At 62.7% G+C, this 21,415-nt stretch carries 19 protein-coding genes and 1 pseudogene; 16 read left to right on the forward strand and 4 right to left on the reverse strand.

The genetic code is table 11. From position 1 onward, the window contains the following. From ABWO90_RS24110 to map, 3 genes and pseudogenes are all read right to left on the reverse strand, one after another. Positions 1–625 (reverse strand): annotated as a pseudogene (locus ABWO90_RS24110) (hypothetical protein); the annotation flags it as partial. Beyond that, complete coding sequence (locus ABWO90_RS24115; protein WP_353193744.1) at positions 622–3,186, reverse strand: [protein-PII] uridylyltransferase; 2,565 nt, start codon at positions 3,184–3,186, stop codon at positions 622–624. The pseudogene ABWO90_RS24110 and the gene ABWO90_RS24115, both read right to left, overlap by 4 nt. 74 nt (positions 3,187–3,260) lie before the next feature. Further along, positions 3,261–4,085 carry a type I methionyl aminopeptidase gene (gene map / locus ABWO90_RS24120; RefSeq protein ID WP_353193745.1) on the reverse strand — a complete coding sequence of 275 codons (825 nt, stop codon included), beginning with the start codon at positions 4,083–4,085 and terminating at the stop codon, positions 3,261–3,263. Between the two features lie 552 nt (positions 4,086–4,637). On the opposite strand from map, the gene rpsB reads away from it, so the two are divergent. The 16 genes from rpsB to ABWO90_RS24200 all read left to right on the forward strand — a co-directional run bounded on the left by rpsB (position 4,638) and on the right by ABWO90_RS24200 (position 20,192). Beyond that, the gene (rpsB, locus tag ABWO90_RS24125; protein WP_353193746.1) at positions 4,638–5,387 is read left to right on the forward strand and encodes a 30S ribosomal protein S2; all 750 of its coding nucleotides are present in this window, start codon (positions 4,638–4,640) and stop codon (positions 5,385–5,387) included. Positions 5,388–5,543: 156 nt separating this feature from the next. Further along, the gene (tsf, locus tag ABWO90_RS24130; RefSeq protein WP_353193747.1) at positions 5,544–6,425 is read left to right on the forward strand and encodes a translation elongation factor Ts; all 882 of its coding nucleotides are present in this window, start codon (positions 5,544–5,546) and stop codon (positions 6,423–6,425) included. 98 nt (positions 6,426–6,523) lie between these two features. Beyond that, positions 6,524–7,237 carry a UMP kinase gene (gene pyrH / locus ABWO90_RS24135; protein WP_010803863.1) on the forward strand — a complete coding sequence of 238 codons (714 nt, stop codon included), beginning with the start codon at positions 6,524–6,526 and terminating at the stop codon, positions 7,235–7,237. 85 nt (positions 7,238–7,322) lie between these two features. Further along, a complete protein-coding gene (frr, locus tag ABWO90_RS24140) occupies positions 7,323–7,883 on the forward strand; it encodes a ribosome recycling factor (RefSeq protein WP_069344977.1) in 561 nt (186 codons plus the stop codon). A gap of 64 nt (positions 7,884–7,947) precedes the next feature. Then, positions 7,948–8,730 (forward strand): polyprenyl diphosphate synthase, encoded by a 783-nt coding sequence (gene uppS / locus ABWO90_RS24145; RefSeq protein ID WP_353193748.1) that lies wholly within the window; start codon positions 7,948–7,950, stop codon positions 8,728–8,730. Next, a complete protein-coding gene (locus ABWO90_RS24150; RefSeq protein ID WP_353193749.1) occupies positions 8,730–9,539 on the forward strand; it encodes a phosphatidate cytidylyltransferase in 810 nt (269 codons plus the stop codon). The genes uppS and ABWO90_RS24150 overlap by 1 nt, the downstream gene beginning before the upstream one ends. Positions 9,540–9,541: 2 nt before the next feature. Further along, positions 9,542–10,738 carry a 1-deoxy-D-xylulose-5-phosphate reductoisomerase gene (ispC, locus tag ABWO90_RS24155; RefSeq protein WP_353193750.1) on the forward strand — a complete coding sequence of 399 codons (1,197 nt, stop codon included), beginning with the start codon at positions 9,542–9,544 and terminating at the stop codon, positions 10,736–10,738. Between the two features lie 43 nt (positions 10,739–10,781). Then, positions 10,782–12,173, forward strand: a complete 1,392-nt coding sequence (gene rseP, locus ABWO90_RS24160; protein WP_353193751.1) for an RIP metalloprotease RseP — start codon at positions 10,782–10,784, stop codon at positions 12,171–12,173. Between the two features lie 73 nt (positions 12,174–12,246). Further along, entirely contained in the window at positions 12,247–14,550 is a 2,304-nt protein-coding gene (gene bamA / locus ABWO90_RS24165; RefSeq protein WP_353193752.1) for an outer membrane protein assembly factor BamA, read from the forward strand. A 124-nt stretch (positions 14,551–14,674) separates the two neighbouring features. Continuing rightward, entirely contained in the window at positions 14,675–15,139 is a 465-nt protein-coding gene (locus ABWO90_RS24170) for an OmpH/Skp family outer membrane protein (protein ID WP_353193753.1), read from the forward strand. Between the two features lie 14 nt (positions 15,140–15,153). Continuing rightward, on the forward strand, positions 15,154–16,242 hold the full coding sequence (lpxD, locus tag ABWO90_RS24175) for a UDP-3-O-(3-hydroxymyristoyl)glucosamine N-acyltransferase (protein WP_353193754.1): 1,089 nt from the start codon (positions 15,154–15,156) through the stop codon (positions 16,240–16,242). Further along, positions 16,239–16,697: a 3-hydroxyacyl-ACP dehydratase FabZ gene (gene fabZ, locus ABWO90_RS24180; protein WP_353193755.1), complete on the forward strand. Its 459-nt coding sequence runs from the start codon at positions 16,239–16,241 to the stop codon at positions 16,695–16,697. The genes lpxD and fabZ overlap by 4 nt, the downstream gene beginning before the upstream one ends. A gap of 17 nt (positions 16,698–16,714) precedes the next feature. Next, on the forward strand, positions 16,715–17,506 hold the full coding sequence (gene lpxA, locus ABWO90_RS24185) for an acyl-ACP--UDP-N-acetylglucosamine O-acyltransferase (RefSeq protein WP_353193756.1): 792 nt from the start codon (positions 16,715–16,717) through the stop codon (positions 17,504–17,506). Positions 17,507–17,509: 3 nt separating this feature from the next. Continuing rightward, positions 17,510–18,685 carry a lipid-A-disaccharide synthase gene (gene lpxB / locus ABWO90_RS24190; protein ID WP_353193757.1) on the forward strand — a complete coding sequence of 392 codons (1,176 nt, stop codon included), beginning with the start codon at positions 17,510–17,512 and terminating at the stop codon, positions 18,683–18,685. Between the two features lie 95 nt (positions 18,686–18,780). Continuing rightward, positions 18,781–19,416, forward strand: a complete 636-nt coding sequence (rnhB, locus tag ABWO90_RS24195) for a ribonuclease HII (RefSeq protein WP_353193758.1) — start codon at positions 18,781–18,783, stop codon at positions 19,414–19,416. Next, positions 19,413–20,192, forward strand: coding sequence for a TrmH family RNA methyltransferase (locus ABWO90_RS24200; protein ID WP_353193759.1), 780 nt, complete (start codon positions 19,413–19,415; stop codon positions 20,190–20,192). Before rnhB ends, ABWO90_RS24200 begins: the two co-directional genes overlap by 4 nt. 95 nt (positions 20,193–20,287) lie before the next feature. Here the strand turns inward: ABWO90_RS24200 and ppsR are convergent, their stop codons facing one another. After that, complete coding sequence (gene ppsR / locus ABWO90_RS24205; RefSeq protein ID WP_353193760.1) at positions 20,288–21,166, reverse strand: posphoenolpyruvate synthetase regulatory kinase/phosphorylase PpsR; 879 nt, start codon at positions 21,164–21,166, stop codon at positions 20,288–20,290. Positions 21,167–21,415 lie beyond the last annotated feature (249 nt).

Genomic DNA, 21,415 nt, shown 5'->3' on the forward strand with positions numbered 1-21,415 from the left:
CAAAGTCGCCACGCGCGCCACCTTCCCCCGCACGACGCGGGCGATCTTCGTCGAAGCGACGCGGTGCGCGCTCATCGGCGCCGCGCTTCACAGGACGAGCAAAGTCGCCACGCGCGCCACCTTCACCCGCACGACGGGGACGGTCTTCGTCAAAGCGACGCGGCGCACGATCATCGAAACCACGCTTGGCGGGGCGAGCGAAGTCACCGCGGGCACCACCTTCGCCTGCACGACGCGGACGGTCTTCATCGAAACGACGCGGGCGCGATTCGTCGTCGAATCGTGCCGGACGCGCACCCGCGACGCGCTCACGCTGACCTCGCGCGGGCGGACGCTCCCCGGTGGTGGGGCGTTTCTCGTAGGGCTTGGCGCCACCGGGTGCCGGCTTGCGCGGGGCGGCGCCACTGCCGGCAGGGCGGCGGGCGCCGGTCGGGGTTGCAGCGTCGTCTGCCGGACGCGGGCGCGCCGGCTTGGCGGGCTTCTTCACACCCGTGGCGTCGAGCATCGACGCCGGCACCGATTTGGTCGGGCGGCGCAGTGCGCTGGACGACCGCACGGGGGCGCGGGTCTTGTCGAGGGTGCGGGGATGTTTGGCGCTCAGTTTGGCGCGCGGGGTATCGCTCATGGTTCCAATGCTTCGAGTAATTCGGTCTCTACGGCAATTTGCAGACGATTGTCCTGCAAACGGCTGCCGTCGAGCAGGAACGTGTCTTCGACACGTTCGCCGAGGGTATTGATACGGGCAGTCCGCACACTTACGCCGTGACGCGCAAGCACGCGAGCGACCGCGTATAGCAAGCCAGTGCGGTCGTTGGCCGACACCGACAGCAGGTAGTACTGGCCGCGCTCGTCGGGGCGAAGATCGACGCGCGGTGTGACAGGGAAGCTGCGTGAGCGGCGGGGCAAGCGCCCCTTGCTCGGTTCGGCCAGCGGCTCGACGCGCGTGAGCAACGACACCAGTTCGCTCTCCACCAGATTGATGATGTCGCGATAGCTCGTGTCGAGGCCCGGGTCGGTGAGCAGGAAGCTGTCCAGCGCAAATCCGTGGCTGGTCGTATGCACCTTGGCGTCGAGAATCGACAGGCCCTTGCGCTCGAAATAGCCGCAAATGCGCGCGAACAAATCCACCTGATCGCGCACATAGACCATCACCTGCAGCCCCTCGCCAATCGGCGACGGACGTGCCTTCACGATCGGCACGTTGCTGTCGACATGGCGCCACAGGTGACGCGTCTGCCACGCGACATCCGCCGGATCGTTGCGCAGGAAGTAGGCCACATCCAGCGTGTCCCAGAGCGCTTCCTGCGCCCGCTCGGGCACGGTGTAAAGGCGCAGTAGTCCGAGCGCTTCTTCCTTGCGCGTTTTCAATTGCGAGTGCGGGTCCGGATTGGCGCCGCCCAGCACCTGCAACGTCAGGCGGTAGAGGTCTTCGAGCAGCTTGCCTTTCCAGGCGTTCCACACCTTCGGGCTGGTGCCGCGAATGTCGGCCACCGTCAGCAGGTACAGGGCGGTCAGCCGTCGCTCGCTGCCAACCTTCTCCGCGAAACGCCGAATGACGTCGGGATCGGTGGTGTCCTGCTTTTGCGCGACGGTACTCATCGTCAGATGCTCGCCCACCAGCCACACGATCAGTTCGGTGTCTTCCTTGTCGATGCCGTGGCGCGTGCAAAAGCGTCGCGCATCGACCATGCCCAGCGTGGAGTGATCGCCGCCGCGGCCCTTCGCGATATCGTGGAAGAGGGCGGCCACTGTCAGCACCCACGGCCGGTCGAAGTTCGCGATCAGCTGACTGCAGAACGGATACTCGTGCGTATGCTCCGCCACGGCGAAGCGGCGGATGTTACGCACGACCATCAGGATGTGCTGATCCACCGTGTAGACGTGATACAGATCGTGCTGCATCTGTCCGACCACCCGGCGGAAGTTGATGAGATAGCGGCCGAGCACGCTCGTCTGATTCATCAATCGCAATGCATGCGTGATGCCCTGCGGTTGCTGAAGGATCGCGAGAAACGTGCGGCGGTTCTCGGCATCCGCTCGCCATTGCGCGTTCATCAATTCGCGCGCGTTGTAGAGCGCGCGCAACGTGCGTGCCGAGAGGCCTTTCACGCCGACGACCTGTTCATAGAGCAGGAACGTCTCGAGAATCGCGTTCGGATGACGTTGGTACAACTCGTCGTCGATGATCTCGATCATGCCCTGCTTTTCGACGAAGCGCTCATTGATCACGCGCGTCACACCGCTCGTCTGCGGGAACAGGCGCGCTTCGACATTGAGCAACAGCACCGTATTGAGCTGCGAGACCGCCTTTGCCGCCCAGTAGTAGCGCCGCATGAGTTGCTCGCTGGCGCGCTTCGTGGTCGTCGCGTCGAAGCCGAGACTCTGGGCGAGCGACGTCTGCATGTCGAAGACGAGCACGTCCTGCCGACGGCGGGCGAGCAGATGCAGTCGCGCGCGCAGGCCCTTCAGGAATTGCTCGTTGCGACGCAACTCCTTCAGTTCCCGATCGGTGAGCAGGTCGCGTGCGAACAGTTCCGCCCAGCTATTCCCCAGCCCCGCCGCCTTCGTCATCCAGAGAATGACCTGGAGGTCGCGCAATCCGCCAGGACTTTCCTTGCAGTTCGGTTCCAGGCTGTACGGCGTGTCCTGATACTTCGCATGCCGCTGGCGGATCTCGAGCTGTTTGCTGCGGAAGAAGGCGCGCGGATCGAGGTCGGACGAGAAGCGCTGTTCGAACTCGTCGAAGAGCGCCTGATCACCGGTGAGCAGACGCGCTTCGAGCAGGCTCGTTTGTACCGTGATGTCCGCACGTGCCTCGGTGATGCACTCGTCGACCGTGCGCACGGAGGAGCCGATTTCGACGCCGATGTCCCACAGGAAGCCGATGAACGGCTCGACGTGCGACGTCAGCGCCTCGCCGGCAGTATTCCGGTGCAGCACGAGGATATCGACGTCGGAGTACGGGTACAGTTCGCCGCGTCCGTAACCGCCGACCGCGACGAGCGCCAGGCCGGGGGGCATTTCGCACTCGACCCAGGCGTCGCGCATGGCCTGATCGACGGCCTGACACAGGCCGTGCAGGAGCGCGTCGATCTTGCCGTGCGTTGAAAAGCGCTCGACGAGTTCGGCTTTGCGTTCCTTGAGCGCCTGACGTAGCGGAGAGGGGGCGTGCGCACGCGCGTGCATGGCGGCTTCCTGGGGTGAAATATCGGGTCAGGCCGGGCGGCCGCCGGGATCATCGGCGGCCGGACGTGTCAATCTCAGGCTGCAGCAAACGAGGTCACGAACGACGAACCGGGCGGCGGCGGCGGGGTGAGTGCCGAGCGCGTGAGCACTTCGTGGCCGGTCTCCGTCACGAGAATGGTGTGCTCCCATTGCGCCGACAGACTGCGGTCGCGCGTCTTGACGGTCCATTGATCGGGCATCGTCCGAATCTCGCGCTTGCCGGCGTTGATCATCGGCTCGATGGTGAAGATCATGCCGGCCTGCAGTTCCATGCCGGTGCCCTGGCGTCCGTAGTGCAGGATCTGCGGGTCTTCATGGAACACCTGGCCGATGCCGTGGCCGCAGTACTCGCGCACCACGCTGTAACCCTGCGCTTCGGCATGCGTCTGGATCGCCTGGCCGATGTCGCCCAGATGCGCACCCGGGCGCACCTGATTGATGCCGAGCCACATGCATTCGTACGTCACCTGTGCAAGGCGCTTCGCGAGGATCGAACCCTCGCCGACGATGAACATGCGGCTGGTGTCGCCGAAATACCCGTCCTTGATGACGGTGATGTCGATGTTCAGGGCGTCGCCGTTCTTGAGCGCTTTGTCGCCCGGGATGCCGTGACAGATCACGTCGTTGACCGAGATGCACGTGGCCTTGGGGTAGGGCGGGTAGCCGGGCGGCTGGTAGTTCAGCGGCGCAGGCACCGTGCCCTGTTCCTTGAGCATGTACTCGTGGCAAAGCCGGTCGAGCTCCCCGGTGGTGACGCCGGCACGCACGTGCGGCGTAATGAAATCGAGCACTTCGCTGGCCAGGCGGCAGGCGACGCGCATCATTTCAATGTCGTGAGCATTCTTCAGAGTGATGGCCATTGCGGAATCGGACAAATTGCAGAAACAATGCCGCATTATCGCACCAATGGACGGTTTTGGCCCCGTCCGGCGTGGATTTCGGAGTGTTCCGAGGCGGAATTTCCGATGTTCGCGCAGCCTGCCCGGATGGGCTGCGTATTGATGCGAATGCGGATGCGAATGCGGCTGGAAAGCGGCTGGAAAGCGGCGCACGCCGGGCGTTTTGCACATGTCATCGGAAGTTCACGAGCGACTTGAGTGCTGGCGTGCTGCGATGCTATAATCTCGGGCTAAGTCGAGGACGAGTTGTCAATAAACCCAAGGGTTTCCCCTTGGTTTTCAAGGGTCTCCGCCGGATTTTCGGGGTATTTTTGCCCCAATGTGGTGCCGAAAGGCGCTGCGCCCGGCGGTGCTCCGGTGGCACTTTACTGTCTTCGGCTTGGAATTTTTGAAATCGCGGGCCGGCGCACCCAGGGTGCCCGAACTTCGCAGGCGGGTCATGCAAAGCTGTGTGGCAGTCTGAAGAAGCGGGTACGGCAGCCGGTCTAAGACCTAACCCTTACGGAGAATCACATGTCTGTCACGATGCGTCAGATGCTGGAAGCGGGCGTCCACTTTGGTCACCAAACCCGTTTCTGGAACCCCAAGATGGCCCCCTATATCTTCGGCCATCGCAACAAGATTCACATCATCAACCTCGAAAAGACGTTGCCGATGTACCAGGACGCACTGAAGTATGTGCGTCAACTGGCAGCAAACCGCGGCACGATCCTGTTCGTGGGTACCAAGCGTCAAGCGCGTGAAATCGTGGCGGAAGCCGCGGCACGTGCCGGCATGCCCTACGTCAACAACCGTTGGTTGGGCGGCATGCTGACGAACTTCAAGACCCTGAAGTCGTCGATCAAGAAGCTCAAGGACATGGAGCAGGCTCTGGAAGCCGGCGAGCAAGAGCGCATGAGCAAGAAGGAAGCGCTGCTGTTCGATCGCGAAATGGCCAAGCTGCAGAAGTCGATCGGTGGCGTGAAGGAAATGGGCGGCATGCCCGACGCCATCTTCGTCGTCGACGTCGGCTACCACAAGATCGCCATCACCGAAGCCAACAAGCTCGGCATTCCGGTGATCGCCGTGGTCGATACGAACCACTCGCCGGACGGCGTGGATTACGTCATCCCGGGTAACGACGACTCGAGCAAGGCCGTTGAACTGTACGTTCAAGGCGTTGCCGACGCGATCCTCGAAGGCCGTGCAAACGCCGTCAAGGAAGTCGTGGAAGCCGTGCGCGGCGACGGCGACGAGTTCGTCGAAGTGAACGAAGAGGCGTAAGCGGCCACCGCTGCGTAACAAAAGGGGCTGCTTGTGGCGCCCCTTTTTTTTAGTCCGATTTCCCCGCGTCGGGTGCGCGGGGCGCCGGAGACGGGCCGTGTGGCCGTCCGGGCGCCATTCCCTCCCGACTCTGATTCGATATACAGGAGTAACGATATGCCGGCAATTACTGCAGCAATGGTGGGCGAACTGCGCGCCAAGACCGATGCGCCGATGATGGAATGCAAGAAGGCGCTGACCGAAGCCGACGGCGACATGGTCCGTGCTGAAGAAATCCTGCGTGTCAAGCTGGGTAGCAAGGCCAGCAAGGCCGCCAGCCGTATCACGGCCGAAGGCGTGATCGCTGCCTACATCGACGGCGGCAAGGGTGCCGTGGTCGAAATCAACTGCGAAACCGACTTCGTCTCGAAGAACGACGACTTCCTGAATTTCGCCAACAACGTGGCCAAGCTGGTCGCCGAGAACAACCCGGCCGACGTGGCTGCCCTGTCGGCACTGCCGCTCGACGGCAAGACCGTTGACCAGGTGCGTGCCGACCTGATCGGCAAGATCGGCGAGAACATGACGATCCGTCGCTTCCAGCGCTACGAGACGTCGGGCAAGCTGGCCTCGTACCTGCACGGCACGCGTATCGGTGTGGTCGTCGAGTACGAAGGTGCCGACGCCGAAGTGGGCAAGAACGTCGCCATGCACATCGCCGCCATGAAGCCGGTGGCCGTGTCGGGCGATCAGGTCTCGCCGGAACTGATCGAGAAGGAGCGCAAGGTCGCTGCCGAGAAGGCTGCCGAATCGGGCAAGCCGGCCGAGATCGTCGCGAAGATGGTGGAAGGCAGCGTGCAGAAGTTCCTGAAGGAAGTCTCGCTGTTCAACCAGGCGTACGTGAAGGACGACAAGTCGACCGTCGAGCAGATGCTCAAGGCCAACAACACGTCGGTCAAGAACTTCACCATGTTCGTGGTCGGCGAAGGCATCGAGAAGAAGCAGGACGACTTCGCGGCGGAAGTGGCCGCTCAGGTTGCCGCTGCAAAGCAGTCGTAATTCGCGCAGTACCGTAGTATTCGGGGGCGGCGGTGCCGTCCCCGTTGTTTCATCCAGAATACCCTCACAGTGCCCGACCAGACTCCTTAAGGACCGCCATGTCAACTCCTTACAAACGCGTACTTCTCAAGCTTTCTGGTGAAGCCCTCATGGGTGACGATGCATTCGGCATCAATCGTGCGACCATCGAGCGCATGGTTGGCGATATCGCCGAAGTCGTTCGCCTGGGCACGCAATTGGCCGTCGTGATCGGCGGTGGCAACATCTTCCGTGGCGTGGCAGGCGGTGCCGCGGGTATGGATCGTGCCACGGCCGACTACATGGGCATGCTGGCCACGATGATGAACGCCCTGGCGCTGCAGGATGCCATGCGTCACGCCGGCATCGAAGCGCGTGTACAGTCCGCGCTGCGCATGGACCAGGTTGTCGAGCCGTACATCCGTCCGCGCGCCATCCGTCAGCTCGAAGAGGGCAAAGTCGTGATCTTCGCCGCCGGTACGGGCAATCCGTTCTTCACGACCGACACGGCCGCTGCACTGCGCGGCTCGGAAGTCGGCGCCGAAGTGGTGCTCAAGGCGACCAAGGTCGACGGCGTGTACTCGGCCGATCCCAAGAAGGATCCCAACGCGGTAAAGTATTCGACCATCAGCTTCGACGAGGCCATCTCGAAGAACCTGCAGGTCATGGACGCGACCGCTTTCGCGCTGTGTCGCGATCAGAAGATGCCGGTGCGCGTGTTCTCGATCGTGAAACCGGGCGCGCTCAAGCACGTGATCCTGGGCGAGGACGAGGGAACGCTCGTCCACGTTTGAGTTCAAATTGCGGCGTCGGCGTGCATTGGCGCGCCGACGCCGTATCATTTATGTTTGCGTATCAATTCAAGGTTTGGAGGTTGCCATGAGCGTTGCTGACGTCAAGAAGAATGTCGAGCAAAAGATGAAGAGCTCGATCGAATCGTTCAAGAACAACCTGGCGAAGATCCGTACCGGCCGCGCACACGTGGGTCTGCTCGATCACGTCCAGGTCGATTACTACGGTTCGATGGTGCCTATCTCCCAAGTTGCCAACGTGAGCCTCGTCGACGCTCGCACGATCGGCGTGCAACCGTGGGAAAAGAACATGGTTGCGAAGGTCGAGAAGGCCATTCGCGAGTCGGATCTGGGTCTGAACCCGGCAACGCAGGGCGATCTCATTCGCGTGCCGATGCCGCAACTGACCGAAGAGCGTCGTCGCGAAATGACCAAGCTGGTCAAGTCGGAAGGCGAGAACGCGAAGGTTGCCGTGCGCAACCTGCGTCGCGATGCCAACGAGCAACTCAAGAAGCTCGTCAAGGACAAGGAGATTTCGGAAGACGATGAGCGCCGTGGTGGTGACGACGTTCAGAAGTTTACCGACAAGTTCGTTGCCGAGATCGACGAACTGGTCAAGCAAAAGGACGCCGAGATCATGACGGTCTGAGTGCCTCGGCATTCACCGCAAGATCTCCGCTGACTTTCGCGCTCGACTACCGCGCCGTACCTCAATGGGTTTTCTCAGCTCTTCGCTCTCTGTTCCCGAGACAGCGAGCATCCCGCGCCACGTTGCCATCGTCATGGATGGCAACGGGCGTTGGGCTACCAGTCGTAAATTGCCCCGCGTGGCCGGACACAAGCGCGGCGTCGATGCGGTGCGTGCAGCCGTCACGGCCTGTGCCGAACTCGGCGTCGAGTATTTGACGCTGTTCGCGTTCAGTTCCGAGAACTGGCGCCGGCCGCAGGACGAAGTGTCGACGCTGATGCAGCTATTCATTCTCGCGCTCGAGCGTGAAGTGGGGAAGCTGGACAGCAACGGTATCCGCTTGCGTGTGATCGGGGCGCTCGAAGCGTTCGAGCCGCGCATCCAGGAACTGGTCCGGCGTGCCGAAGAACGCACGCAGGACAACAAGGGTCTCACCCTGACCATCGCCGCCAACTACGGCGGACGCTGGGATATTCTGCAAGCCGCCCGGAAGCTTGCCGCTGCGCGCGTGGCGCAGGGCGGGGCGGCTGCGCTCGAGACGTCGTTCAGCGAAGACGATCTCGCACCTTATCTGAGCATGGCGTATGCGCCCGAGCCGGATCTCTTCATCCGTACCGGCGGCGACCAGCGCGTGAGTAATTTTCTGCTCTGGCAACTGGCGTACACTGAGCTCTATTTCACCGAAGAATTCTGGCCGGACTTCAACGCCGATACGCTCAAGCGGGCCGTCGCCGAGTTTCAGCAGCGCGAACGCCGTTTCGGCCGTACCAGCGCGCAAGTCCAGAACCCCTCGGGACACTCCGCCTGATGCTCAAGACACGCGTCATTACCGCTGTCGTACTTCTCGCCATTCTGTTGCCCGTGATCTTCGTCGGTACGCCGGCGCAGTTCGCGTTGCTTGCCGCCGTGATCGTCGCGGCGGCCGGCTGGGAGTGGGGCCGGCTGGTCGGGCTCAACGGAACGGGCGCCGTGTTTTACGGTGCGCTGGCGCTGTTGGGCGTGGGCCTGACATGGGCCGGCGGCTGGACGCTGTCGTCGATCTGGCTCAAGCCTGCCGCCGTCTTCTGGATACTCGCCGGTCCCTACACGCTGGCGCGCAAGCCCGCGACCAAAGGTGCCTGGCGTGGTTTGCTGCTCGTCGCCGGCCCGGTACTGCTGATCGCCGCGTGGCAGGCGTTGTGCCTGGCGCGTGAGCGCGGCGTTGCGTTCCTGTTGTCGGTGCTCGTGATTGTCTGGCTTGCCGACACCGGCGCCTATTTCGCCGGCCGCGCGTTCGGTCGTCGGAAGCTGGCGCCTTCCATCAGCCCCGGAAAGTCCTGGGAAGGGGCGATCGGTGGCTGGTTGCTGGTGCTGGTTGCCGCTGCGGCGGTGCTCGCCAGCGGTCTGCAGGCACCGACGATCGTTTCCCATCTCGCGAGCACGTTGGGTCTGGCACTCGGCGCATTGGCGCTGACGCTGCTGGTCGCGTTCTCGGTCGTGGGCGATCTGTTCGAATCTCAACTCAAACGGCAGGCCGGCGTGAAGGATTCCAGCGCGCTGCTGCCCGGCCACGGGGGCGTGCTCGACAGAATCGATGCCTTGCTCCCGGTGCTCCCGCTGGCTCTGCTCTTCGTCTGATCATGTCGCAACGTCTCTCCATTCTTGGCTCCACTGGCTCCATCGGCGTTAGCACGCTCGATGTCGTGGGGCGCCATCCCGACCGTTTCTCCGTCTACGCGCTGTCGGCGCACCGCAACCTGGATCGCCTCTTCGAGCAATGCGTCGCGCATCGCCCGCAAGTGGCCGTGGTGGCCGACGCCGAGGGGGCTCGCTCGCTGGCGGCCCGTCTGGCCGATGCGGGGCTGAAAGTCGAAGTCACGCATGGCCCGCAAGCGCTGATCGATATCGCGCAGGCACCCGAGCCGACGACGGTCGTCGCGGCCATCGTTGGCGCCGCCGGACTGCAGTCGACGCTCGCTGCCGCACGCGCGGGCAAGCGTATCCTGCTCGCGAACAAGGAATCGCTGGTGCTCTCGGGCGCGCTGTTCATGGCGACGGCCGAGCGCGCCGGTGCGACGTTGTTGCCGCTCGACAGCGAACACAACGCCATCTTCCAGTGCCTGCCGCAGGTGTCGGACGAGGACCGCATTTCGACCCGTGGCGTGGAGAAGCTGGTGCTGACCGCGTCCGGTGGTCCGTTCCGCGAGCGCGAGCTGGCTTCGCTGGAGAATGTGACGCCCGATGAGGCCTGCGCGCACCCGAACTGGGTCATGGGCCGCAAGATTTCCGTCGACTCGGCCAGCATGATGAACAAGGGGCTCGAAGTCATCGAAGCCCACTGGCTGTTCAATATGCCGCCGGAGAAGATCGAAGTCCTGATCCATCCGCAAAGCGTGATCCACTCGATGGTCACCTATACGGACGGCTCCACGCTGGCGCAACTCGGCAACCCGGACATGCGTACCCCGATCGCCCACGCACTGGCGTTCCCGGATCGGGTGACGTCGGGCGTGCCGGGCCTGAATCTGGCCGATATCGGCAAGCTGACGTTCGAGGCGCCGGATCTGCGACGCTTCCCGTGCCTGCGTCTCGCGTTCGACGCGCTGCATCGCGGCGGCACGGCGGGGGCATTGCTCAATGCTGCCAACGAAATTGCCGTCGCGGCGTTCCTGGAAGGGCGCATCCGCTTCACCGCCATCGGGCAAGTGGTCGAGCAGGTGCTCGACGCCGTGGCCGTCGGCGAAGCCACGTCGCTCGACGTGGTGCTGGAAGCCGATCGTCGCGCGCGCGAACTGGCGACGGCGATCGTCGCCAAGCTGCCGGCCCCGGCGGCCTGACGCCTGATCCTATGTCGTAACGTCTTCGGGGCCCGACTCGCTCATGACTCTGCTGTCCACGTTGCTCGCGTTTGCCGTCGCCATTGGCGTGCTGGTGGTGTTCCATGAGCTGGGCCACTACACGGTCGCGCGCCTGTGTGGTGTGAAGGTGCTTCGTTTCTCCGTGGGCTTCGGCATGCCGTTGTTCAAGTGGACAATGGGGCGCGACCGGACGGAGTGGACGGTCTGCGCGCTGCCACTCGGCGGCTACGTGCGCATGCTCGACGAGCGTGACGACACGCAGATCGTTGCCCCCGAAGACCGGGCGCGCGCCTTCAATCAGCAGTCCGTCTACAAGCGTTTCGCCATCGTGGCAGCCGGTCCGGTCGCCAATTTCCTGCTTGCCATCGCGCTGTATGCCGGGTTGAACCTGGTGGGGGTGGCCGAGCCGGTCGCCCGCGTGGCGCCGCCGGCGGCGGGTACGCTTGCGGCGCGCGCCGGGCTGTCCGGTGGCGAGCTGATCACGGGCGTGCGGGAAAACGGCAGCAGTCCCGATGAAGCTGTCGGCGACGAGGTGCCTGTGCGCTCCTGGGAGGATCTTCGCTGGCGTCTGGTCGACCCGATGATCGAAGGCCAGCGTGTCACATTGGTCGCGCGCACCCGCGACGGCCGTGGCGAGTTCACGCTCGATGCCGCCGGGCAGCATTTCGATGCCGACGGCGAGCAGGACTTCATGCAACGCCTGGGGCTGGTGCCATCGGCACGGGTGACGGTGGGGCAACTTATCGCTGGCGGAGCGGCTGGCGCTGCCGGGCTGCGTGTGGGCGATGAGATCACGGCAGTGGATGGTAGTCCCGTGATCTCGGCCAAGGCGCTGGTCGACGCCGTGCGCGCCCATCCGGGCAAGCCGATGACGTTGACCGTGCGACGCGATGGCGCCGTGCGCAACGTGACGCTGACACCGAGTGCGGAAGTCGATCCGGCCGAAGCCGGCGGGGTACGTGTGGGCAAGATTGGTGCGGCGTTGTCCAGCCAGATCGATTCGGTGACGGTCCGCTATGGTCTGTTCGAGGCCATCGGCCGGGGGGCGCAACGCACCTGGGACGTGACGGCGTTCAGCGTACGGATGTTCGGGAAGATGATTACCGGGCAGGCATCGCTCAAGAATCTTAGCGGCCCGGTGACGATTGCGGACTACGCAGGACGTTCGGCGCGACTCGGGCTCGATTATTTCGTAGCCTTTCTGGCGCTTGTCAGCATTAGCCTGGGCGTATTGAATCTGTTGCCGATTCCGGTTTTGGACGGTGGCTATCTGTTATATTATGCGGTCGAAGCGATTACCGGCCGGGCTGTTTCCGAGCGGTGGCAGGGTGTGCTGCAACGAGTGGGCATCGTTTGCATCCTCGCACTTTCTGCCGTAGCACTTTTCAATGACCTGTCGAAGTTGTTGCACTAGACAGCGTCACGCGCCTGCCGGTCGCAGGCAAATCCGAGTTTTTTACGATTCAATTGTTTCTTGGGGAAGCAAGTTGTCGAATAAATACCACCTTGTTCCGAAGACCCTGGTGATTGCGGTTCTGGCGGCACACAGTTTCCTGGCACGGGCCGTCGAGCCGTTCGTGGTCAAGGATATCCGAGTGGAGGGCTTGCAGCGGATCGAACCGGGTACAGTGTTCTCGTACCTGCCCGTCAAACCCGGCGACAAGTTCAACGACGATAAGGGCACCGAAGCAATTCGTGCCCTTTATGCAACGGGGCTGTTCTCGGACGTGAGCGTTGAAGCGCAAGGCAGCGTGCTGGTGGTGCACGTCAACGAGCGCCCGGCGATTGCTTCCATCGACTTCCTCGGCATCAAGGAATTCGACAAGGACGGTCTGAAGAAGGCACTGCGCTCGGTCGGTCTGACCGAAGGTCGCACCTTCGACCGCAACCTGCTCGACAAATCGGAACAGGAACTCAAGCGTCAATACCTCACGCGCGGTTACTACGCTGCCGAGGTGAAGACGACGGTCACGCCGCTCGAGCGTAACCGCGTGGGTATCCAGTTCTCCGTGACCGAAGGCCCGAAGGCCACGATCCAGCAGATCAACTTCGTCGGCAACAAGGCGTTCTCGTCCTCGGATCTGCGGGCAGAAATGGAACTCGGCACGCCGAACTGGCTGTCTTGGTACTCGAAGAACGATCTGTACTCCAAGGACAAGCTCACGGGCGACCTGGAGAAGCTGCGTTCCTTCTACCTGAACCGCGGCTACCTGGAATTCAACATCGACTCCACCGACGTTTCGATTACGCCGGACAAGGACGAGATGTTCCTGACGATCAACCTGCACGAAGGCGAGCCGTACAAGGTCTCGGACGTCAAGCTGACCGGCGAGATGCTGGGCAAGCAGGACGACATCCAGAAGCTCGTGCAGCTCAAGGCAGGCGATACGTTCTCGGCAGCCAAACTGCAGGCCAGCACGAAGGCGATCTCCGACATGCTCGGCAACTACGGCTTCGCGTTCGCCAACGTGAATGCCCAGCCGACCATCGACCGTAACAATCACACTGTGGCGCTGACGCTGACGATCGATCCGGGTCGTCGCGTGTACGTTCGCAAGATCAACATCGTCGGTAACTCGCGCACGCGTGACGAAGTGATCCGCCGCGAACTGCGTCAGCTTGAAAGCTCGTGGTACGACGCCGACCGCCTGAAGCTGTCGCAGGATCGTATCAACCGTCTCGGCTACTTCACCGATGTGAACGTGACGACCGAGCCGGTGGCCGGTTCGAACGATCAGGTCGATCTCCAGGTGAAGGTCGAAGAAAAGCCGACCGGTACGATCAACGTCGGTGCCGGCTTCTCGTCGACCGACAAGGTGGTGCTGCAGGCCGGTATCAGCCAGGACAACGTGTTCGGCTCGGGTACGTCGCTGTCGGTGAACGTGAATACGGGTAAGACGTACCGTACCCTGGCGGTCACGCAGGTCGACCCGTACTTCACCGTCGACGGTGTGAGCCGCATTACCGACGTGTACTACCGTACGTATCAGCCGCTGCTGCTGACCAGCGATTCGGATTTCCGTATCAACACGCTGGGCGGCAACCTGAAGTTCGGTGTGCCGTTCTCGGAAGTCGACACCGTGTTCTTCGGCATCGGTTTCGAACAGACGCGTCTGCACCTGACCAGCGACGGCACGACGCCGCAGCGCTACGTCGACTACGCGAACCAGTTCGGCTACGTCAGCAACAACTACCCGCTGACGATCGGTTGGTCGCGCGATTCGCGTGACAGCGCGCTGATCCCGAACCGCGGTCACTACCAGCAGGCCAACATCGAAGTCGGTACGCCGATCGGAACGACCAAGTACTTCCGCGCGTACTACCAGCACCAGTACTACTACCCGGTCAGCCGCGGCTTCACGCTGGCGTTGAACGGCGAAGTTGGCTACGGTCACGGGATGGGCGGTCAGCCGTTCCCGATCTTCAAGAACTACTTCGCCGGCGGTATCGGTTCGGTGCGTGGTTATGAGCCGAGCTCGCTGGGGCCGAAGGACACCAACGGCGAACCGCTGGGGGGGGCTTCGAAGCTGATCGGTAACATCGAACTGACGTTCCCGCTGCCGGGTACGGGTTATGACCGCACGCTGCGTATCTTCACGTTCCTCGATGGCGGTAACGTGTTCGATAACGGGCAGGCGATTACCTTCAATAACCTGCGCTATTCTTACGGTTTCGGCCTGTCGTGGATTTCACCGATTGGCCCGCTCAAGCTCTCGATGGGCTTCCCGCTCGTCAAGAAGACGGGCGACCAGTATCAGAAATTCCAGTTCCAGGTCGGTACGTCGTTCTAACGACGGTGACTCGACCGGTTCCGAATGTTTCATCGTTGTGAGGGGTAATACATTGAACGGTATCCGTAAGCATTGCCTTCGCGGCGTCGCCGCGGCGTTGCTGGCTGGTGCAGCATTTGCTGCCATGGCCCAGGATGCGCGCATCGCCGCTGTCAATTCGGATCGCATTCTGCGCGATTCCGCACCGGCCAAGGCCGCACAAGCCAAGCTCGAAGCCGAGTTCTCCAAGCGGGACTCGGATCTTCAGGGCATGGCGCAACGTCTCAAGGCGATGTCGGACAAGCTCGACAAGGACAACCCCACGTTGTCCGACGCCGAGCGTGCCAAGCGTCAGCGCGATCTGGCCGCTGCCGACACCGAGTTCCAGCGCAAGCAGCGCGAGTTTCGTGAGGACCTGAATCAGCGTCGTAACGAAGAACTCGCCGCGGTTCTCGATCGCGCCAACCGCGTGATCAAGCAGATTGCCGAGACGGACAAGTACGACCTGATCGTGCAGGAAGCGGTCTATGTCAGCCCGCGTATCGACATCACGGACAAGGTGCTCAAGACCCTGAACGCAGGTTCGGGTAGCGGCGCCGGCGGCAAGTGACGGGCGCGCAGTCCATGACGGCATCGAGCGCGAAACCTCCTCAGCCATCGGTCTCACTGGCCCAGCTGGTCGCTCGTTTCGGCGGCGACCTGGTGGGCGACGGTGAGGTCGCGGTCGAGGGTCTGGCACCGCTCGACAAGGCCGGCGCACGTCAACTGGCGTTCCTGTCCAATCCACTTTATCTGGCCGAAGTGCCCAATTCGGGCGCGGCGGCCGTGATTCTTTCCAGGGCCGATTTCGACAAGCTGCCTTCGCATGAAGGTCGCGCGTGGATCGTTGCGCCGAATCCCTACGCTTACTTCGCGCGCGTGGCGCAGATGTTCGCGGAGGCGGCGGCACCGGTCACGCCTGCGGGCATTCACGCGAGCGCCGTCGTCGATGCGACAGCCGTGGTGCCGGCATCGTGCGTGATCGGCCCGAACGTGGTGATCGAGGCGGGCGTACGACTCGGGGAGCGGGTTCGCCTCGTGGCGAACGTGTTCGTCGGTCGCGGCACGACACTCGGCGACGACGTGCTCGTCTATCCGAATGCCACGCTGTACCACACGAGCGTCATTGGTGCGCGTTGCGTGATCCACGCCGGCGCCGTGATCGGTTCGGACGGCTTCGGTTTCGCCCCCGATTTCTCCGCTACCGGCGGCGAATGGGTCAAGATTCCGCAAGTGGGTCGCGCGGTGATCGAAGATGACGTGGAAATCGGCGCTTCGACCTCCATTGACCGTGGTGCGATGGCCGATACGGTCATCGAGCGCGGCTGCAAGATCGACAACCAGGTTCAGATCGCGCACAACGTGCGCGTGGGTGCGTTCACGGTGATCGCCGCATGTACGGGCATCGCCGGGAGCAGTACCATCGGGAAGTTCTGCATGCTGGGCGGCGCCGTGGGCGTGGCCGGGCATGTGACGATCGGCGACCGGGTCATCGTGACGGCCAAGTCGGGCGTGTCGAAATCGATTCCCGGCCCCGGGACCTATACCAGCGCGTTTCCGGCGATTCCGAACGCCGAATGGAACAAAAACGCGGCCATCATGCGCAATCTCGACAAGATGCGCGACCGCGTGCGTCAACTTGAAGCGAAGGTCAAAGACCTGCAAGAGAAATGAGCGAGACCAATATCAATATCGACATCCACAAGATCCTGAAACTGCTGCCGCATCGTTATCCGATGCTGATGGTAGATCGCGTGATCGCGTTGGAGCCGCACGCCAACATCAAGGTCATCAAGAACGTCACGATCAACGAGCCGTACTTCACGGGGCACTATCCTCAGCGTCCGGTGATGCCGGGCGTGCTGATCGTGGAAGCGCTGGCGCAGGCCGCCGCGCTGCTCACGTTCTCCGAAGAGGCCGTGCACGACGAAAACACGCTCTACTATTTCGTGGGTATCGAGAACGTTCGCTTCAAGCGTCCTGTCGAACCGGGTGACCAGCTCATTCTCGACGTGGATTTCCTGAGCGAGCGGCGCGGCTTCTACAAATTCAAGGGCAAGGCGCTGGTGGATGGCAAGCTCGCGGCGGAAGCCGAGTTCATGTGCATGGTCAAGAAGAACGGCGAGTAACCGGAATTTAGACGCTCATGACGAATATTCATCCCACTGCGGTCGTCGATCCGAAGGCGCAACTGGCGGACGACGTTGCCGTCGGTCCGTACTCGATCGTCGGGCCGAACGTGACCATCGGTGCCGGTACGCAGATTCTGGCGCATACGGTCGTCGACGGGCATACGACGGTAGGCGAGGGCAACAAGATCGGCCCGTTCGCGTCGATCGGCGGTGCTCCGCAAGACATGAAGTACGCCGGCGAGCCGACCCGGCTCGTGATCGGCGACCGAAACACGATCCGCGAATTCACCACCATCCACACCGGCACGGTGCAGGATGGCGGCCTGACGGGCATGGGCAATGACAACTGGATCATGGCCTATGTGCACATCGCGCATGATTGCCACGTTGGCAACCATACGGTGTTCTCGAGCAACGCCCAATTGGCGGGTCACGTTCATGTCGACGACTGGGCCATCATTGGCGGCATGACCGGGGTGCACCAGTTCGTGCGCATTGGCGCGCATTCGATGGTCGGTGGCGCCTCGGTGCTCGTGCAGGATGTGCCGCCGTTCGTCATTGCTTCGGGCGACCGTGCCGTGCCTTACGGCATCAACGTCGAAGGGCTGCGTCGTCGCGGCTTCACCGCCGATGCGATCACTGCGCTGCGTCACGCGTACAAGCTGCTCTACAAGAGTGGTCTGACACTCGACGAAGCCAAGGTGCAGATCGAAGCCTTCGGCAATGCGGGTGCGCCGGACGTATTCGAAGCCGTGCGCGCGCTGCTCGATTTCCTCAACAGCAGCACCCGCGGTATCGTGCGCTGACCTATGCCGCCGACCCTTCCCGGCGCCGGCCAGCGAACTCTGGCGATGGTGGCCGGGGAGCTGTCCGGCGATCTCATTGCCGGTAACGTACTTGCCGGTCTCAAGCAGAGTCTTCCGGCCGACATCGCGTATGCGGGCGTCGGCGGTCCGCATATGGCGGAAGAGGGCTTCGACGCCTACTGGCCGATCGACAAGCTCTCCGTCATGGGCTATGTCGAAGTCATCAAGCATCTGCGCGAAATTCTCTCCATCCGCAAGCAGCTTCGCGAGCATTGGCTCGCAGAGAAGCCGCTGGCGTTCGTGGGTTTCGACGCCCCCGACTTCAATTTCGACCTCGAGATCAAGCTGCGCGAGGCGGGCATCCCCACGATCCACTTCGTGAGTCCGTCGATCTGGGCGTGGCGGGGCGGGCGCATCAAGAAGATCAAGCGCGCCGTCGACCACATGCTGTGTCTGTTCCCGTTCGAGCCGGAGATTTACCACCGCGCGGGCATCGATGCGACGTTCGTCGGGCATCCGATGGCCGACAAGATCCCGATGGTGCCCGACGTGGCCGGCGCGCGCGCCAAGCTGGCGTTGCAGGGCAGCGGGCCGGTCGTGGCGATCCTGCCGGGCAGCCGGACATCGGAGGTGCAGCGTCTGACGCCGGTGTTCTTCGCGGCGATGCGATTGCTGGCGAAGCGCGAACCGTCGATCCGTTTTGTGTTGCCGGCGGCCACGCCGCGTCTGCGCACGATGATGCAACCGATCCTCGATGCCCACGCCGATCTGAATGTGACGGTCACCGACGGCCGTGCGCCGCTTGCCCTGGAAGCCGCCGACAGCGTGCTGCTTGCCAGCGGCACGGCCACGTTGGAAGCCGCGCTTTACAAGAAGCCGATGGTCATCTCGTACAAGGTGCCTTGGCTGACGGCGCAGATCATGAAGCGCCAGGGCTATCTGCCGTACGTGGGTTTGCCGAACATTCTGTCCGGTGAGTTCGTCGTGCCGGAGCTGTTGCAGCATTTTGCGACGCCCGAGGCTCTCGCCGATGCCGTCTGGCAGCAATTGACGGACCCCGCGCTTCGCGAGTCGCTGCAGGCCCGCTTCACGAAGATTCACGAGCAGTTGCGCCAGAATACGGCCGCGCGTTCGGCGGAAGTGATCGAGCGCGTGCTGCGTGAAAAGGGGCGGATATGAGCGACGATGTGAAAACCCGTCGTGTCCCACGCAAAACGGCCTCCACCAGCGACACAAGGCCGCGCACGCGCGCGACCAAGGCGACGCTGCCGCAAATGGCGCTCGATCTGTTCGCTGACGTAGCGGCGGATCTGACGTGCGGCGTTGACGAAGTCGGTCGTGGTCCGCTGGCCGGTCCGGTTGTGACGGCCGCAGTGATTCTGGATCCGGCACGTCCGATCAAGGGGCTGGCCGATTCGAAAAAGCTCACGGCACAGCGTCGTGAGGCGCTCTATGAAGAGATTGTCGAGCGTTCGCTTGCCTTCTGCATCGCCGAGGCAAGCGTCGCCGAAATCGACTCGCTGAACATTCTCCACGCCACGATGCTAGCGATGCAGCGCGCCGTGAATGGTCTGTCGCGCGTGCCGACATTGGCGCTCATCGACGGCAATCGCTGCCCGACGCTCCCGATGCGCTCCGAAGCGGTCGTCAAGGGCGACGACAAGGTGCCAGCCATTTCGGCGGCCTCGATTCTGGCGAAGGTGACCCGCGATCGCCAACTGGTGGCGCTGCACGAGGAATTCCCGCAGTACGGTTTCGACGAGCACGTCGGGTATGGCACGCCGCGTCACCTGGAGGCGCTGCGTCTTCACGGGCCAAGTCCGCACCACCGTCAGTCTTTCGCGCCCGTACGCGAAGCGTTCGAAGTCTTTGGTGCGTTCACCGTTTCTCGCCTGGTGCGTACGTCATGAAGCTGATCAGTTCCAAGGACAACCCGTTTTACAAGCGCTTGAAGCAGCTCGCGCAGTCGAACCAGCAGCGCCGCAAGCTTGGGCAGACGCTGCTCGAAGGCGCGCATCTGGCCGATGCCTATCTCGGCGCATTGGGGCAACCGCTGGTGTGTGTGGCGTCGGAGACGGCGCTCGATCACGACGAGGTCGCCCAGATCTGGGCAAAGGTTGATGCCGATCGTCGCGTCTGTTTGCCTCAGGCCTTGTTCGAGCCGCTGTCGACGCTGGTGAACGGCGTACCGTTGTTGTTCGTCGTGGAGATGCCCTCCGGGCATTTGCCGTCGTCGCAAACGGCAGACTGCGTGATTCTCGACGCCGTGCAGGACGCGGGCAATGTCGGCTCGATTCTGCGTAGCGCGGCCGCGGCAGGGGTGCGTGACGTGTATTGCATGTCGGGCACTGCGCTCGCGTGGTCCAGCAAGGTCTTGCGCGCCGGGATGGGGGCGCACTTCTCGCTGAACATCGTGGAGCATTGCACGCCGGATTCGCTCGCGCCACGTTTGTCCGTTCCGTTGTTGGCGACGAGTTTGCAGGCGAGCACGTCGTTGTACGAGCAGGACCTTTGTGCGCCTGTCGCCTGGGTTTTCGGCAACGAAGGCGCCGGGGTGTCGCCGCAGTGGCTCGATCGCGTGCAGACGCCAATCCGGATCCCCCAGCCGGGTGGCATGGAGTCGCTCAACGTGGCCGCATGTGCTGCCATCTGCCTGTTCGAAGCGGTGCGGCAGCGGCTCGGGTGAGGAGGCCTGGCGCCGGCTGAGGCCGTCAACGAAAAAAGGGACGCTCATGGCGTCCCTTTTTGCTTTCCTGTCGATGGTTCGTGCGGTGAATCGCGTCAGTAGACGTCGCGCTCGAGCTTGATTTCCTGCAGGATGGTCGTGGCGATCTCCTCGATCGACTTGTGCGTCGACGAGAGCCACTTGATGCCTTCGCGGCGCATCATCGCCTCGGCCTCGTTCACTTCGTAACGGCAGTTCTCCAGCGAGGCGTACTTGCTGCCCGGGCGTCGTTCGTTACGAATTTCGGACAGCCGCAGCGGGTCGATGGACAACCCGAAGATCTTTTCCTTGTACTGATCGAGCGTGGAAGGCAGCTTTTCGCGCTCGAAGTCGTCGGGAATCAACGGATAGTTGGCGGCCTTCACGCCGTATTGCATGGCGAGATAGAGCGTCGTCGGTGTCTTGCCGCTGCGTGATACGCCCACGAGGATCACGTCGGCGCTTTGCAGGTTCTTGTTGGACTGGCCGTCGTCGTGCGCGAGTGAGAAGTTCACCGCCTCGATCCGGTTCTTGTAGGCCTCGCTATCCGCATTCTGGTGAACCCGGCCGATGGCGTGCATGGACTTGAGTCCGAGCTCGACTTCCAGCGGTTCGATGAACGTCTGGAACATGTCGAGAATCACGCCCTGGCTGTTGCGCAGAATCTCGTTGGCGCGCGCGTCGACGAGCGTGCTGAAGATGATCGGACGAACGTTTTCGCTCCGATACATTTCGTTGATCCGTTGCGCCGTTTCATAGGCTTTATCGACGGAATCCACGAACGGAACGCGAATCTGACGAAAGCGCATCTCGAACTGCGCGAGAATCGAATGCGCGAACGTTTCAGCGGTGATGCCGGTGCCGTCGGACACGATGAAAACGGGGCGTGCAGCGACCGGTTTGGCCGGTGCGGCAGGGGGCGTCGGGGAATTTCCGGTAATGGAGGAGTCACTCATGCGGAGAATCGCAAAATGGTGCGTTGCACGGTAGAATAGCGGCAACTTGTTGGATAAGCAATTGCGCGGCCATCGCGTTTCGCCCGGGGCAGGCCCGCCGGGCGGGGCGCAGCGGGAAGTCCCGGTGGTCCGACGCAGGTCGTCGGGCGCTAGCCCCTGGTACCCGACACCGTCAAGGCGCGATTTCTTATCCAACAGGTCGACCGGCCCACGTCAGTCCCAGCCGGCCCTCCGAGAATTTTTTTTCTT

This window comes from Pandoraea pnomenusa (assembly GCF_040391475.1).
GTDB classification, from domain to species: Bacteria; Pseudomonadota; Gammaproteobacteria; order Burkholderiales; family Burkholderiaceae; genus Pandoraea; species Pandoraea pnomenusa_C.

What these genes read in the sequence shown, in the direction of transcription:
- ABWO90_RS24115 (WP_353193744.1), bottom strand. Translation starts at nt 3,186, where the DNA reads ATGCACGCGCGTGCGCACGCCCCCTCTCCGCTACGTCAGGCGCTCAAG.
- map (WP_353193745.1), bottom strand. Translation starts at nt 4,085, where the DNA reads ATGGCCATCACTCTGAAGAATGCTCACGACATTGAAATGATGCGCGTC.
- rpsB (WP_353193746.1), top strand. Translation starts at nt 4,638, where the DNA reads ATGTCTGTCACGATGCGTCAGATGCTGGAAGCGGGCGTCCACTTTGGT.
- tsf (WP_353193747.1), top strand. Translation starts at nt 5,544, where the DNA reads ATGCCGGCAATTACTGCAGCAATGGTGGGCGAACTGCGCGCCAAGACC.
- pyrH (WP_010803863.1), top strand. Translation starts at nt 6,524, where the DNA reads ATGTCAACTCCTTACAAACGCGTACTTCTCAAGCTTTCTGGTGAAGCC.
- frr (WP_069344977.1), top strand. Translation starts at nt 7,323, where the DNA reads ATGAGCGTTGCTGACGTCAAGAAGAATGTCGAGCAAAAGATGAAGAGC.
- uppS (WP_353193748.1), top strand. Translation starts at nt 7,948, where the DNA reads ATGGGTTTTCTCAGCTCTTCGCTCTCTGTTCCCGAGACAGCGAGCATC.
- ABWO90_RS24150 (WP_353193749.1), top strand. Translation starts at nt 8,730, where the DNA reads ATGCTCAAGACACGCGTCATTACCGCTGTCGTACTTCTCGCCATTCTG.
- ispC (WP_353193750.1), top strand. Translation starts at nt 9,542, where the DNA reads ATGTCGCAACGTCTCTCCATTCTTGGCTCCACTGGCTCCATCGGCGTT.
- rseP (WP_353193751.1), top strand. Translation starts at nt 10,782, where the DNA reads ATGACTCTGCTGTCCACGTTGCTCGCGTTTGCCGTCGCCATTGGCGTG.
- ABWO90_RS24170 (WP_353193753.1), top strand. Translation starts at nt 14,675, where the DNA reads ATGGCCCAGGATGCGCGCATCGCCGCTGTCAATTCGGATCGCATTCTG.
- lpxD (WP_353193754.1), top strand. Translation starts at nt 15,154, where the DNA reads ATGACGGCATCGAGCGCGAAACCTCCTCAGCCATCGGTCTCACTGGCC.
- fabZ (WP_353193755.1), top strand. Translation starts at nt 16,239, where the DNA reads ATGAGCGAGACCAATATCAATATCGACATCCACAAGATCCTGAAACTG.
- lpxA (WP_353193756.1), top strand. Translation starts at nt 16,715, where the DNA reads ATGACGAATATTCATCCCACTGCGGTCGTCGATCCGAAGGCGCAACTG.
- lpxB (WP_353193757.1), top strand. Translation starts at nt 17,510, where the DNA reads ATGCCGCCGACCCTTCCCGGCGCCGGCCAGCGAACTCTGGCGATGGTG.
- rnhB (WP_353193758.1), top strand. Translation starts at nt 18,781, where the DNA reads ATGGCGCTCGATCTGTTCGCTGACGTAGCGGCGGATCTGACGTGCGGC.
- ABWO90_RS24200 (WP_353193759.1), top strand. Translation starts at nt 19,413, where the DNA reads ATGAAGCTGATCAGTTCCAAGGACAACCCGTTTTACAAGCGCTTGAAG.
- ppsR (WP_353193760.1), bottom strand. Translation starts at nt 21,166, where the DNA reads ATGAGTGACTCCTCCATTACCGGAAATTCCCCGACGCCCCCTGCCGCA.